The 13169-nt window shown below is 70.9% G+C and carries 12 protein-coding genes, 1 tRNA gene and 1 pseudogene; 9 read left to right on the forward strand and 5 right to left on the reverse strand.

Features of this window, described 5'->3' with window-relative positions; translation table 11 throughout:
- Nucleotides 1–59 precede the first annotated feature (59 nt).
- Nucleotides 60–545, reverse strand: a complete 486-nt coding sequence (locus AB0F56_RS34920; RefSeq protein WP_362017257.1) for a hypothetical protein — start codon at nt 543–545, stop codon at nt 60–62.
- A gap of 178 nt (nt 546–723) precedes the next feature.
- On the opposite strand from AB0F56_RS34920, the gene AB0F56_RS34925 reads away from it, so the two are divergent.
- Nucleotides 724–1809 (forward strand): S-(hydroxymethyl)mycothiol dehydrogenase, encoded by a 1086-nt coding sequence (locus AB0F56_RS34925; RefSeq protein WP_362017188.1) that lies wholly within the window; start codon nt 724–726, stop codon nt 1807–1809.
- On the forward strand, nt 1809–2438 hold the full coding sequence (locus AB0F56_RS34930; RefSeq protein ID WP_362017190.1) for an MBL fold metallo-hydrolase: 630 nt from the start codon (nt 1809–1811) through the stop codon (nt 2436–2438). The genes AB0F56_RS34925 and AB0F56_RS34930 overlap by 1 nt, the downstream gene beginning before the upstream one ends.
- Before the next feature lie 269 nt (nt 2439–2707).
- Here the strand turns inward: AB0F56_RS34930 and AB0F56_RS34935 are convergent, their stop codons facing one another.
- Both AB0F56_RS34935 and AB0F56_RS34940 read right to left on the reverse strand, forming a co-directional pair.
- Nucleotides 2708–5068 carry an FtsX-like permease family protein gene (locus tag AB0F56_RS34935; RefSeq protein WP_362017192.1) on the reverse strand — a complete coding sequence of 787 codons (2361 nt, stop codon included), beginning with the start codon at nt 5066–5068 and terminating at the stop codon, nt 2708–2710.
- Entirely contained in the window at nt 5065–5772 is a 708-nt protein-coding gene (locus tag AB0F56_RS34940; protein WP_362017194.1) for an ABC transporter ATP-binding protein, read from the reverse strand. The genes AB0F56_RS34935 and AB0F56_RS34940 overlap by 4 nt, the downstream gene beginning before the upstream one ends.
- A gap of 215 nt (nt 5773–5987) precedes the next feature.
- Between AB0F56_RS34940 and AB0F56_RS34945 the strand changes: the two genes are divergently transcribed.
- The 6 genes from AB0F56_RS34945 (at nt 5988) to AB0F56_RS34970 (ending at nt 9487) form a co-directional block, all read left to right on the forward strand.
- Nucleotides 5988–7298, forward strand: a complete 1311-nt coding sequence (locus tag AB0F56_RS34945; protein ID WP_362017196.1) for a histidine kinase — start codon at nt 5988–5990, stop codon at nt 7296–7298.
- Nucleotides 7295–7993: a response regulator transcription factor gene (locus tag AB0F56_RS34950; protein WP_362017198.1), complete on the forward strand. Its 699-nt coding sequence runs from the start codon at nt 7295–7297 to the stop codon at nt 7991–7993. Before AB0F56_RS34945 ends, AB0F56_RS34950 begins: the two co-directional genes overlap by 4 nt.
- A gap of 114 nt (nt 7994–8107) precedes the next feature.
- Nucleotides 8108–8632 (forward strand): hypothetical protein, encoded by a 525-nt coding sequence (locus tag AB0F56_RS34955; protein ID WP_362017200.1) that lies wholly within the window; start codon nt 8108–8110, stop codon nt 8630–8632.
- Nucleotides 8633–8650: 18 nt separating this feature from the next.
- Nucleotides 8651–8779 (forward strand): hypothetical protein, encoded by a 129-nt coding sequence (locus AB0F56_RS34960; RefSeq protein WP_362017202.1) that lies wholly within the window; start codon nt 8651–8653, stop codon nt 8777–8779.
- A 313-nt stretch (nt 8780–9092) separates the two neighbouring features.
- Nucleotides 9093–9356 (forward strand): hypothetical protein, encoded by a 264-nt coding sequence (locus AB0F56_RS34965; protein ID WP_362017204.1) that lies wholly within the window; start codon nt 9093–9095, stop codon nt 9354–9356.
- Between the two features lie 50 nt (nt 9357–9406).
- Nucleotides 9407–9487: transfer RNA gene (locus tag AB0F56_RS34970), tRNA-Arg, on the forward strand.
- Between the two features lie 104 nt (nt 9488–9591).
- Here the strand turns inward: AB0F56_RS34970 and AB0F56_RS34975 are convergent.
- Together AB0F56_RS34975 and AB0F56_RS34980 are read right to left on the reverse strand one after the other, a co-directional pair.
- A pseudogene (locus AB0F56_RS34975) lies at nt 9592–10750 on the reverse strand (MFS transporter).
- Between the two features lie 38 nt (nt 10751–10788).
- Entirely contained in the window at nt 10789–11367 is a 579-nt protein-coding gene (locus AB0F56_RS34980) for a Chromate resistance protein ChrB (RefSeq protein WP_362017259.1), read from the reverse strand.
- Between the two features lie 302 nt (nt 11368–11669).
- On the opposite strand from AB0F56_RS34980, the gene AB0F56_RS34985 reads away from it, so the two are divergent.
- Nucleotides 11670–13130, forward strand: coding sequence for a lamin tail domain-containing protein (locus AB0F56_RS34985; RefSeq protein WP_362017206.1), 1461 nt, complete (start codon nt 11670–11672; stop codon nt 13128–13130).
- The last annotated feature ends 39 nt before the right edge of the window (nt 13131–13169 follow it).

Genomic DNA, 13169 nt, shown 5'->3' on the forward strand with positions numbered 1-13169 from the left:
ATAGCTCCGCTATCGAGACGCTCCGGCGCCTTGCGATGCACCGCACCAGACGCCGCGGCCTATCCGACCCTGATCCGCCGGACAGGCCCTAGCCCGTCGTCCACGACGGAGAGCATCTGTACGCGGTGCCCGTGTTCGACGAAGCGCAGCATCTCCACGCCCTCGGTTCGCTCCAACGGTCCGTGCGGGAGTTGTCGGAACAGTCTGAGGGCCGTTCCGGTAAAGCCGTAGAGCCCGAATTGCCGCAGGTATCTCGGTCGGTCGCCCCGCGGGTAGGGGATGGGCTGGCGGGAGAACATCAGGGCGTTGCGATCTGCATCGACGACGACCTTCACGACGTTGTGGTCCAGGACCGCGCCGACGTCTGTCAACTCCGTGTACGCGTTCACCGCGAGTGTGTCCGGTGCCAGGTGCTCCAGGGCTTCGGAGACCGAATCGATCGCGGCGGGGGAGATGAACGGTTCGTCGCCCTGCACGTTGATGTATGCGTCGGCGTGCAGGCGCTGCGCGCACTCAGCGACGCGGTCCGTGCGAAGGTCGGCCAGGGTGCCCGGTCCCGCGGTGGTTCAGGCCGGCGGAGCCCATGTCACCGTGACGGGCAGCCCGATCAGCAGCGAGGATGGTCTCGCTGCGGATCGGGCGCAGTCCTGCGCGGTCGGAGTCGCTGCCTGCGACACGGCTTTGGCGCGCAGGCCCATTCACGACAACGGCAAGGTGGACAGGGTGTCCCAGCAAGTTCAAGCAGTGATCGCACCGGGCAGGAACGAGCCTGTCAGGGTGGAGACGATCATCGTTCCGGACCCCGGCCCCGGCGAGGCGGTGGTGAAGATCCAGGCGTGCGGGGTGTGCCACACCGATCTCCACTACAAGCAGGGCGGCATCAACGATGACTTCCCGTTCCTGCTCGGCCACGAGGCCGCGGGCGTCGTGGAGTCCATCGGTGAGGGCGTCACCGACATCGCGCCTGGGGACTTCGTGATTCTCAACTGGCGTGCGGTGTGCGGCCAGTGCCGCGCCTGTCTGCGCGGGCGCCCCTGGTACTGCTTCGACACGCACAACGCCAAGCGGAAGATGACTCTGCTGGACGGCACCGAGCTCGCTCCGGCCCTGGGTATCGGTGCCTTCGCCGAGAAGACCCTCGTGGCCGCGGGCCAATGCACGAAGGTCGACGCCGGGGTCTCCCCGGCCGTCGCCGGTCTTCTCGGCTGCGGTGTGATGGCGGGTATCGGCGCCGCCATCAACACCGGCCAGGTCGGCCGAGGCGACTCCGTCGCGGTCATCGGCTGCGGCGGCGTCGGGGACGCTGCGATCGCAGGGGCCCGGTTGGCGGGCGCGGCGAAGATCATCGCGGTGGACATCGAGGACCGCAAGCTGGAGATGGCCAAGACGATCGGCGCCACTCACACCGTCAACTCCCGCTCCACGGATCCCGTCGAGGCGATTCGCGCCCTCACCGGCGGCCATGGTGCCGATGTCGTCATCGAGGCGGTCGGCCGCCCCGAGACGTACCAGCAGGCGTTCTACGCCCGCGATCTGGCCGGCACGGTCGTCCTGGTCGGTGTTCCCACCCCGGACATGAAGCTGGACCTTCCGCTCCTGGACGTCTTCGGCCGCGGCGGCGCGCTGAAGTCCTCCTGGTACGGCGACTGCCTCCCTTCCCGTGACTTCCCGATGCTCATCGACCTGCACCAGCAGGGCCGCCTCGACCTCGCGGCCTTCGTCAGCGAGACCATCGGCCTCGGCGACATCGAGCAGGCGTTCAACCGGATGCACGAGGGCGACGTCCTGCGCTCGGTGGTGGTCTTCTGATGGCGACCCGCATCGACCGACTCGTCACCTCCGGCACCTTCGCCCTCGACGGCGGCGAGTGGAAGGTCGACAACAACGTCTGGATCGTCGGCGACGACACCGAGGCCATCGTCATCGACGCCGCCCACGACGCCGACGCCATCGAGGCCGCACTCGGCGGGCGTACGCTGCGTGCGATCATCTCCACCCACGCGCACAACGACCACGTCGACAACGCCCCCACCCTGGCCGACGCCACCTCCGCACCGATCCTGTTGCACCGCGACGACCTCCCGCTGTGGCAGCAGACCCACCCGGCCCGGCTGCCCGACGGCTACCTCGACGACGGTCAGATGCTGGAGATCGCCGGAGTCGCCCTCCAGGTCCTGCACACGCCCGGTCACACCCCCGGCTCGGTCTGCCTGTACGCCCCGGCGCTGAACACCGTCTTCACCGGCGACACGCTCTTCCAAGGCGGGCCCGGCGCTACCGGACGGTCCTTCTCCCACTTCCCGACCATCATCGACTCCATCCGGCACAAGCTGCTCACCCTCCCGCCGGCCGTCGTCGTACGCACCGGTCACGGTGACTCCACCACCATCGGCGCGGAGAGCCCGCACCTGGACGACTGGATCGCCCGCGGTCACTGATGACCGCGCAGCCGCCTGCTGTGCCAAGGACCTGCGGATCCCATCCTTGCGGTTCACCTGCGCATGACCGCCCTCTCCCCGCCGCGCACACATCCAGCGGGGAGGGGGCGGCCGGCTCTCCCGCCGCAAGGCCGGCGGCTTCGCCAGCTGCCCGTGGCGGATGAGGATGTTGCTGCCGAGGCCGCTGCCGACCAGGAAAGCGTCCTTGTACGGAGCGTACGCGTTGTGCAGGACCACGATCGCGAGGACTCGCTCCGGGGCCAGGGCTCCTATTCGGTGCGCAGGGCCGTGGCCGTTCGGGCCCTGGCGGCCCAGCCGGCGGGCAGGAGCGCACCGAGGACGGCGATGAGCAGGCCGCCGAGGGCGAGCGGGAGCAGTTCGACTCCTTGGTGGACGGCGATGACGGAATCGGGGAGACGGAGCCCGACGCTGTCGCCCATAGCGGGGACGACCCAGCCGTGCAGGGCTACGCCGAGCGGCACGCCCAGAGCTCCCGCGACCAGTCCGGTCAGGGCGACCGAGGTGAGGACCATGGAGATGGTCTGCCGGGGAGTCATGCCGAGCGCCTTGTGCACACCGATCTCCCGGACTCGCTCGCGGGTGTCGAGCAACACTCCGTTGAGGACGCCGAGCGCGGCGACGGCGACGAGCATCAGCGTGAGGATCGCGGAGAGTGCGTTGAGCGTGACGACCATGTCGCCGCCTGCGTCGAGCCCGCCGGCCCGGGCACTGACCCCCAGGGGTGCCAGCTTTTTGTTCAGCTCGTCTACGTAGGCGGTGACGTCGGTGCCTGACGTGACCGCGATGTGATGGCTCGTTTCCGTCGGTTCGGGATGGGCGGCCGTGAGGGTCGAGGCGTCGGTGAAGACCTGCATGCCGTCGTTGCGGGGGTCGAGGACCTCGCCGACGATCCGGACCGCGACCGGCTCGGCCAGGCCGTCCAGGGTGACGGTGTCGCCGATGCGGGTGCCGGTGGAGGCCAGGAAGGGGGTCGGGACCACGGCTTCGCCGGGGTTGTCGATCCAGCGGCCCGAGACCATCGTGTAGCCGCCCCAGGAAGCGTCGCCGGTGAAGGCGATCACGTCGACGGTGCCGGTCAGGCCGGACACGGCCACCCGTACCGTCGCGGCGCTGTAGTGCTTTCCGGTTCCGGCGGTGGCCTCGATCGACGCGGCGACCGCAGCCGGATCGGCCTTGGGTTGATTGTCGGGACCGGGACCCGGGCCAGGGCCTTGGGGTCCGAAGTCCGGCAAGGGCGCGGGCACGACGACATCGGCGGCGTCGTGGGCCTTGGCCTTCATCACCCCGCCGAGCGAGGCGCTCATTCCCCCGGTGAACGTGACGGCGATGGCGCCGAACACGATCGCCGTGCCCATGGCCAGCGCGCGGGCCGGCCGTGCGAACGGTCGGGTCAGACCCAGGGCGACCGGCTGCGGCAACGGCAGCCGTCCGGCCAGGCGGGCAGCCCACCGGCCGCGCCCCGCCGAAGCGGTGCGCCCGACGGCCAGCGCGTCGACCGTACGCAATCGGCCGGCCCGCCACGCACTCGCCCACGCGCTCGCCGCCACCAGGCCGAGCACCCCGGCGATCACCGCCAGGTCGACCCAGCCGGCGATGGCCAGGGACGAGGTGCCGTAGACCTCCTGGGTCTCGGCCAGTACGGGGACGGCGAGCAGGTGGCCGGCGAAGACGCCGAGGGCCGTGCCGACCCCGGCCGGGATCAGCGCCTGGCCGACGTAGGCGCGTACGACCTGGGCCGGGGTGAAACCGATGGCCTTGAGAATGCCGATGCGGCGCGTCCCCAGGCCGACCGCCGATGCGACGACGTTGCCGACGATGAGTACCGACATGGCCATGCCGAGGGCCCCGAACGCGGTGAGGAACGGGACGTAGACGGCGGTGTCGCGCTCGGCGGCCTTCTTGACGGTGAGCCACGACTGTTCGCCGACGGCCGCTCCCGGCGGCAGGGATTGGATCACGGCCTTGCCGCCCGCGGCGATCTGCGCGGCGGTGCCCGCGTCGGTGAAGCGGTAGAGCATCTGGTAGCCGCCGCTGCCGGGCGCGGTGAGCGCGGGCATCTGGGACGGAACCACCCAGGCGTCGGCGGTCCGCGTGACCGACCGGGCCACGCCGACCACCGTCAGTGTCGGACCGCCGGACAGACTGGGGAAGTCGATCTTCATGCCCATGGTCGGGATGAGGGAGGAGTCCGCGGACAGCACGATCTCACCGGAGCGCGTGGGCCACCGCCCGTCGAGCAGCACCACCTCGTCCACGTCCCGGCCGGGATCGCCCCGGCCGACGACGGTCATCGGCCACCCCGGGGTGGCCGAGCCCGGCCGCGGGGAGACCGTCGCCGTACGGAACGGCCCCGCCGCGCTGCTCACCCCTTCGGCGTCCTTGGACTTCGACAACTGCCCGGCACTCACCTCGCCCGCGTCGAACTGCACGGACAGGTGCGCGCCGTGCTGCCGGGCGAAGGCGTCGTCGAAGGGCGCGCCGGAGACGACAAGCAGCGATCCGCCGAGGACGGAGGCGGCCACCGCCATCATCGTGGCGAGCCCGATCACCAGCGTCTGCACCCGGCGTCGTCCCACGCCAGAGCGCACCACCTTGCCGAGCGCGCTCATCGGACGGCCTCCGAAGAGACGGTGTGCGACCGGTTGTCCTCGGTGATCCGGCCGTCGGCGATCCGGACCGTACGGTTCGTGCAGGACCGGGCCAAAGCCAGGTCATGGGTGACGACGACGATGGTCTGGCCCTCGGCATGGAGATCGGCGAGCAGCCTGCTGACGTCCTCTCCAGCAGCCGTGTCCAGGGCCCCGGTCGGTTCGTCGGCGAGGAGCAGAGCCGGCCGGTTCATCAACGCGCGGGCCACCGCGACGCGTTGCCGCTCGCCGCCGGACAGCCGTCCCGGGTAGGCGCGGGCGTGCCGGTCGATGCAGAGGACCTCCAGGAGCTCCGCCGCCCGACGGTCGGCCTCGCCACGTGCCACACCCGCGAGCCGCGCGGGCAGGACGACGTTGTCCGCCACAGTCAGATCGTCGAGCAGGTTGAAGAACTGGAAGACCATGCCGATCTTCGATCGCCGGTAGCGCGCCGATCCGGCTTCGCCCAGCTGGTCCACCCGCACCCCGTCCACGGTGACGGTCCCCGTATCCGGCCGGTCCAGGCCTGCGATCAGATTCAGCAGCGTGGACTTGCCGCTGCCGGAAGGGCCGAGGATCGCGACGGCCTCGCCGGGCCGCACGGTCAGCGACGCCTCGTGCAGAGCGGGCGGGCCGTCGTCGTATCGGCGGCTCACTCCGCGCAGTTCGATCACCGGCATGGTCATGGGAGGCTCCTTGGGCAGGGGCAGTTGGCTGCGTGAACGCTAGGAGCGGACCCGGCCCGCACGCGTCGCCCGCCCGAACCCCTTGCGGTACCGCGCTGGGACGAGCCCCGGAATCGTCATCCTTCCGATGTAGGCGAGTGATGTATCCGGTGCCGTGCGAAATGACCACCGGGACGGATTCCGCGGATCCGCGCGGCGGCGACAATGAACCGGTGATGGACGTACGTACGACGCTGGAGCGGCTGCGTGAAGTCGCCCGCCGGACGGTCCGCGACGCCAGGCTTCCGAGCGGTCCACCGCTGCGGCCCACCCGGCGCGCCTGGCAGTTCGACGCGCTGGTGGCACTGGCACTCGGAATCGCCACGGTCTACTACGGCATCGACAACGTCGACAACGTCGTTGTGCGTGAGATCGCACCCGGCGTGCAGCACGTCGTGCCGCGCCCGTCCGGTGCCGGTGGCCTGGCCCTCATGGTGACCCTCGCGGCCACCGCCTCGGGCGCCCTCGCGCTGCGTCGCCGCTACCCGCTCGCCGTGCTGTGCGTCGTGACGGCCGCGACACTGGCGACACCGCACAGCGTCATGCGGCTCACCTTCTACGCGTTCGTCATCGCCGTCTACAGCGCCGCCGTCTACAGCCCGTACCGGGTGGCGACCCTGGCGGCGCTGCCGGTGTCGGTCGTCCTGGTCGGCACCTCGGGGAACTCGGTGACACCGATCGTCCCCAACGAGTACATCGCCCTGCTGATCCTGGCCCCGATGGCCGTGGCCGCCGTCGGCCTGCGTACCTGGAAGCTCCGCACCGACGACGGCCGCACCCGACTGTCCGCCCTGGAACGCGAACAGGCCGAGGCCCTGCGCCGGGCCGTGGAGCACGAGCGGGCCAGGATCGCCCGCGAACTGCACGACGTCGTCACCCACAACGTCAGCGTGATGATCATCCAGGCGGGCGCCGCCCGCAAGATCATGAAGACCTCACCCGAGCAGGCCGGCGAGGCACTGCTCGCCGTCGAGGCGGGCGGACGGGCAGCCATGACCGAGCTGCGCCACGTCATGGGCCTGCTCACGATGGCTGACGAGGGCGAGGGGACGGACGGAGATGCGGACCTGGCCGACACGGCGGGGGAGTTGGCCCCGCAACCCGGCCTGGGCCAGCTGCAGGCGCTGGTCGGACGGGTCCGGGACGCCGGGCTGCCCGTCGACCTGACCGTGACCGGTCCGCCCCGTCCCCTCCCGCCAGGCCTCGAACTCGCCGCCTACCGCGTGGTCCAGGAAGCCCTGACCAACACCGTGAAGCACGCGTCCGGTGCCACCGCAGCGGTGACCGTCGCATACGGCCCGGAGCGGCTCCTGGTGGAAGTCACCGACACCGGTGGACGCCCGGGCGCGGGCACGCCCGCCGGAAACGGCCGGGGCCTGATCGGACTGCGGGAGCGCCTCGCCGTCTACGACGGAACCCTGCGCACCGGCCGACGCCTGTCCGGCGGCTACCGTGTGGAAGCGCTGATCCCCCTGGAGGCATCGTGACCGAGCCGCTGCGTGTGCTCCTCGCCGACGACCAGACCCTGGTCCGCACCGGATTCCGGATGATCCTCAGCGCCGACGGCATCGATGTCGTCGCCGAGGCGACCAACGGAGCTGAAGCCGTCGAAGCGGTCCGCCGCACCCGGCCCGATGTGGTTCTGATGGACATCCGGATGCCCGAGATGGACGGCCTGGAGGCCACCCGCCGCATCCTCACCGGCGCGCCTGGCGATCCTCGCGTCATCATCCTGACCACCTTCGACCTCGACCGCTACGTCTACGCGGCGCTGTCCGCGGGCGCCAGCGGCTTCCTCCTCAAGGACGTCACCCCCGAGTACCTGGCCGCGGCCGTCCGCACCGTCCGTACCGGCGACGCTCTCCTGGCGCCGGCCATCACCCGCCGCCTCGTGCAGCGGTTCGCCCAGCGCGGCAGCGACACCGCCGCCCTCCACCGCGACCTCGCCTCGCTCACCCCTCGCGAACTGGAGGTCCTCGGCCTGCTGGCCCGAGGACTGAGCAACGCCGAACTCGCCACCCGCCTCCACCTGGCCGAGGCGACGGTCAAGACCCACGTCGCCCGCATCCTCGCCAAGCTCGGACTCCGTGACCGTGTCCAGGCCGTCATCGTCGCCTACGAGACGGGGCTGGTCAGCGCCGGCGACCGCGAGGCCGCCCAGGAGTCCGCAGAGCGGACGTAGTTCAGTACGGTCCTGACGAAGGTCGCCCCGGACGAACCCACACCGGGTGAGTGGCGAGCGGATCGCCGCCCCTGGGCAACACTCCTAGGGAACGGTGCTGGCATCGTACGAGTCATGAGAACAGCAGGCGCGACACCGGAACCGGAATCCTCAACCCGGAGTGGTCTCACGTCTCTGGGTGAGGTGGCGTGCCGGTATCGGGTGGATGAGATCCGCCCGGAGGACCTGCCGATGATTGCTGCCGAGGCACTCGCGGCCGGCCTTGACACCCCGACGTTGTGCGAGCTCGCCGGTTTGCCTCGCAACGCGGATGCCCGCGATATCCGCGACGCGTTCGAACAAGCACTCTCCGATGCCGGAATCGAGTTGCCTGATCCGGGCCTGGCACGGCGTCACGGGCTGCGTCGGCTGGCGGCGAGGCTGATCCGTGGGGACATCGCTCCCGCTGATCTGGCGACAGATGACTGGTGGGAGACGGAGCCCGAAACCGTTGAGGAGCGATCGTTCGTATCGCTGATCCCGCCATGCGGGTGCTGCATCGAGTACTCGTTGGGGCTTGACCAGCGGACGTGGGCGGCCGAGCTACGGATCGCCGCGCTCGCCCTGACATCGTCTCCGGCGATCGGCCCTGGCTGCTGACTCTGCCCCTTCTCGTCCATGCCGAAGACGAGGGCGGGCGGCGGGGCCGCGTGTTCTCACCTGGAACGGCCCCCCGTGACGTTCAAGAAGCATTACGGCAACGACTGCGAGCTGCACGCACGCACCGGCGCCACCTTCCAGTTCTAGAGGCAACGCACCGGGCGGGGCGCTTCGCATATGCCGAAGGTTCTTTCATGCACGACCCTGTTGCCCACCCGGGGCGCGGTGGCAGGGTGTGCGCACGCGGTTCTCGCAGACCACCCCCGGAGAAGGATCGCGTACCTGGTCGGCCCCGCCTGCCGTCGAGCGGGCGGGGCCGCGCCGCCCCTTCCCGGCTCCCCACGGGAAGGGTCCAGGCGCACGCCCTGGTCACCGCTCGGAACGGCCGGACTGTCAGACCCCCCTCGTAGCGTCGTGAGCACAGGCCGGACGTGCCGGCCGCCGGAGCACGGGAGCGGTCATGGGCGAGATCAGGGTCGACAGGCAGCACCTGGACCACCTGCTGGCCGACAGCGCCAGCGCGTACGGCGCGCCCTATCAGGAAGCGTTCACCGAACTCGCCGCCACGCACCGCGGCCGGCCCACCGGTGAGATCCTCCCCCTGCTCCGTGCGGCCGCCGACCGTGCACTGCTCGGCTTCACCACGGCGGACCTCCGTGAACAGGCAGAGGCGATCAGCAACGGGCGGCCCTACGTTCTCCGTGTCCGCGTCGCCGGCCGCTGACCGATAGTCGGGTGTGGCCACGAGCTGCACCTTTGTACGCTGCGCGGGCAGCCGTCGTCGTCTAGCGGCCCAGGACGCCGGACGCCGGTTCGCCCGGCTTCGCAACCCAGGTTCGAATCCTGGCGACGGCTGCACCCAGCCACCCCCTGGTCACAAGCGCCAGGCTCCCAGCCGCAGGCCACCTCCTGGGCCGACCCCGTCGCGGCCCAGGAGGTGGCCGAGCTCGGCGTGGCTCTCAGTCTCGGGCCTGCGCGCCCGCCTCGGATACGGACGGGGAACGGTGTGCGAAGGCGAGGATGGCGCCGAGTGCGGTGAGGAGGGCCAGGGCCGCGTAGCCGTAGGTGAGCGTGGCGGCGGTCGCGACGGCGGCAACCAGGAGGCCCGCCGGCGTCGCCGAGTTCCCGGCCGAGTTCGGCGGCGCCCATGGTCTGCCCCATGCGCTCCTCAGGAGTGCGGGTCGCGAGGGCGGCGAAGCCGAGGGGGGTGATGAGTCCGGTGCCGGCGCCGATCAGGGTGGCCGCGGTCAGGACGCCCGCCAGTCCGGGCAGCATGGCGCAGGCGAGGCCGCCGGCGGTGAGGGCCAGGCCGGCCGCGAGGCCGGTGCCGGTGGTCAGGCGCCCGTTGTCGAGGGCGCGGCCCGCGGCGGGCTGGACGAAGGCGGCGGTGGCGGCGAGGACGGAGACCGCGGCGCCGGTGGCGATGGTGCCGAGTCCGGCCTCGGCGCCGGTGGCGGGCAGGAAGCCGACGCCGACGGAGAGGGCTGCGGTGGCCGCGGCGAGGGCGGCGGTGGGGCCGAGGAAGAGCGGGTCCGCCAGGCGTCGCCCGAGGTCGAGGACGGTCTGCCGCTGCTTGGGCAGGGGAGGCGCGGCCGGGACGGAGAGGGCGGCCCACAGGGCGACTGCGGCGCCGAGTGCGGCGAGCACGACGAAGAGGAGGCGCAGTCCGCCGGCCCAGACCAGGAGTCCGCCGAGGAGGGGTCCGAGGGTGTAGCCGATGGACTTGTAGAAACCGTAACTGCCGAAGGCCCGGCCTCGCTTGGCCGCCGGGTTGAGGCGGGCGACGAGCGCGGAGGCGGAGGGAGAGAAGGCGGAGGCGGCGGCGCCCTGGCCGAGGCGGGCGGCCCAGAGCCAGCCGGGACTGTCGGCTATGACGTAGAGGGCGGAGGCGCCGGCGAAGGCGACGACGCCGCCGACGAGGACGGGCTTGGCGCCGATCCGGTCGGCAAGGGTGCCGAAGACGGGCTTGAGGATGACCTCGGCGCCGTCGTACAGGGCGAGCAGTCCGCCCAGGACAAGCAGGGAAGTGACGGCATCGTCGGAGAAGCCGCCGAGGTTGGCGGCGATTCCGTGTGCCCCGAACGCGGTGGTGAACCCGGCTGCGTACAGAGGCCACATGCGGCGCGCGGGCGGCACTTCGGTGGGCGTGGTGGCGGTCATCGGGGGTCCTCCGCGGTCTCGTGCAGGGCGGCGAAGACGCGCTCGGCGTAGTCCTCACAGACTGCGGCGCAGGTCTTGAGCCGGGCCGCGGCCTCGGCGGCCTCCGGGGCGCCGAAGACGTCGCGCGCGGTCAGGTCGCGGTGCCAGCGGCGCAGCCGCTCCAGGGACTGCTCCTCTTCCTCCAGCTCGGCCAGGGTGAACGTGGCGTTGCGGATCTCCTTGGCGATCTCCTCCTCGAACTTCCCACAGTCGGCGCGGAACTCGGCCCAGTCCGCCGACCGGGCGGCGTTGAAGAGCTCCCGGAATCGGGCGGCGTCGCCCGGACCGCGCCCTGCGGCGTTGAGGGTGAGGGACTGCCCGCCTGCCTTCTCGGTCAGCTCCAGGGCTCGGGCGACCCCGTCGGCGAAGACGGGCACGTCGGGCACGGCCCACACGCCCTGCCCGATCGAGAGGGCTCCGATGCGGCGCAGTTCGCGCCAGACGGCGACCCGGTGGCGGGACGGTTCTGCGGGGATCTTGACGACAAGCACGAGCCACCGCTCGCCCGGCGCCGGTTCACTGTTCGACACGCACAGAAATGTAGCGGCCGTTACATCGGATGATGTGTTCCGGGGATGGGCCGGTATCCGAGGCCGTGGGGACAGGACGTGGGGAGCGCCCCTCAACAGCTGGGCCCCGTCGGAGGTATGGCGCCGCATAGACGCCCGGTGCACACTGCGCAACGCGCGTAGAAGTGACATGCGGAGGAAACCTTCCGGTCCCCCGCGTGCAACCCGGCCCGCCTAGAACTGCCCTGCCGCCACGGCGTGTCCCCCACACACACACACCCGGTGCGGTGCACCGCGACCGTCCGCAACCGCTCGCGAAAGGCACCCTCATGTCACCTCGTCACCTACCTGTCAGACGCCCCCGCCGCACCACCACGCTTGGCGCCGCCTGCCTGGCCGCCGCCGTGACGCTGGCCATGCTCACCACCGCCCCCGCGTCGAATGCCGCCGCCTCGGTTCCGTCGCAGGGATCGCCGACACAGCTCGACGTCGGCAACTGGAACGTCGAGTGGTTCGGTGCGCCGGACTTCGGCCCGACCGACGAGGCGCTTCAACAGCGGAACGTCCGCGACGTCATGGCGGGCGCCGACATGGACGTGTGGGGCCTCTCCGAGGTCGTCAGCACTTCGGCGTTCGACACGCTCGTGGCCGGCATGCCCGGGTACACCGGGGTCGTGGCCAACGACCCGATCGTGACGAACGGCGCGCAGTACTACTCGGACTTCGGCAACACCGAGCAGAAGGTCGCCCTCGTCTGGCGCTCCAGCATGGCCACCCTGGTGAGCGCGAAGGTCATCCTGACCAACCAGAACAGCAACTTCGCCGGCCGCCCGCCGGTGGAGTTCACGTTGCGCGGCACATTCGACGGTGTCACCCGTGACCTCGTCTTCGTCGTCCTGCACGCGAAGGCCGGGTCCACCCAGGATGCGTGGAACCTGCGCAACCCCGCGTCGCAGGCCCTCAAGTCCTACCTCGACACGACCTACCCCACACAGAACGTCTTCGTCATCGGTGACTGGAACGACGACGTCGACACCTCCATCACTCCCGAGAAGGCTTCGCCCTACGCCAACTTCGTGAACGACGCGGCCCGTTACACCTTCCCGACGCGGGCCCTGTCGCTGGCGGGCGTGCCGTCGACGGCGGGCTACCCGGACTTCATCGACCACCAGCTCACCACCAACGAGGTGCAGGCGAAGTACGTCGCCGGCTCGGCGACCGCCTTCCAGCCCCAGCCTTATGTCCCGAACTACCCGACGACGACCAGCGACCACTACCCGGTGCTGGCTCGCTACGACTTCGTCATCGGCGGTGGCGGCGGACCCGCCAACGTCATCATCAACGAGGTGCTGGCCAACGAACCGGGCAGCAGCACCGCCGGCGAGGCCATCGAGATCGCGAACACCGGTGGCACGGCAATCAGCATCGCCGGCTGGACCGTCCAGGACGGGTCGGCGGTGCGGCACACGTTCGCGGCCGGTACGACGCTGCAGCCCGGCAAGGCGATCACCGTGTTCGGTGCGGGCTCCTCGATCCCCGGTGGCATCGCGGCGGCGGCAGCCAGTACTGGCGGCCTCAACCTGTCCAACAGCGGTGACCAGGTGATCCTGCGGGATTCGGCCGGAGCGACGGTCCAGTCGATGAGCTACTCCTCGAGCCAGGCGAACTCCGACGGGGTGTCCATCAACCGAAGCCCAGACGGCTCGGCGACCGGCGGCTGGGTCAAGCACGACACCATCAGCTCCCTGTCCAGCTCGCCCGGCAAGCGCGCCAACGGAACGGTGTACTGAGCCCCGGTCCACCGGCGTGATTTCGAAGTGATGGATTGG

This window comes from Streptomyces sp. NPDC026092, from assembly GCF_040638605.1.
Lineage (GTDB): Bacteria > Actinomycetota > Actinomycetes > Streptomycetales > Streptomycetaceae > Streptomyces.

Excerpts from the sequence above, each read along its gene's own strand:
- AB0F56_RS34930 (WP_362017190.1), top strand. The coding sequence starts at position 1,809 with ATGGCGACCCGCATCGACCGACTCGTCACCTCCGGCACCTTCGCCCTC.
- AB0F56_RS34935 (WP_362017192.1), bottom strand. The coding sequence starts at position 5,068 with ATGAGCGCGCTCGGCAAGGTGGTGCGCTCTGGCGTGGGACGACGCCGG.
- AB0F56_RS34940 (WP_362017194.1), bottom strand. The coding sequence starts at position 5,772 with ATGACCATGCCGGTGATCGAACTGCGCGGAGTGAGCCGCCGATACGAC.
- AB0F56_RS34945 (WP_362017196.1), top strand. The coding sequence starts at position 5,988 with ATGGACGTACGTACGACGCTGGAGCGGCTGCGTGAAGTCGCCCGCCGG.
- AB0F56_RS34955 (WP_362017200.1), top strand. The coding sequence starts at position 8,108 with ATGAGAACAGCAGGCGCGACACCGGAACCGGAATCCTCAACCCGGAGT.
- AB0F56_RS34960 (WP_362017202.1), top strand. The coding sequence starts at position 8,651 with ATGCCGAAGACGAGGGCGGGCGGCGGGGCCGCGTGTTCTCACCTGGAA.
- AB0F56_RS34965 (WP_362017204.1), top strand. The coding sequence starts at position 9,093 with ATGGGCGAGATCAGGGTCGACAGGCAGCACCTGGACCACCTGCTGGCC.
- AB0F56_RS34985 (WP_362017206.1), top strand. The coding sequence starts at position 11,670 with ATGTCACCTCGTCACCTACCTGTCAGACGCCCCCGCCGCACCACCACG.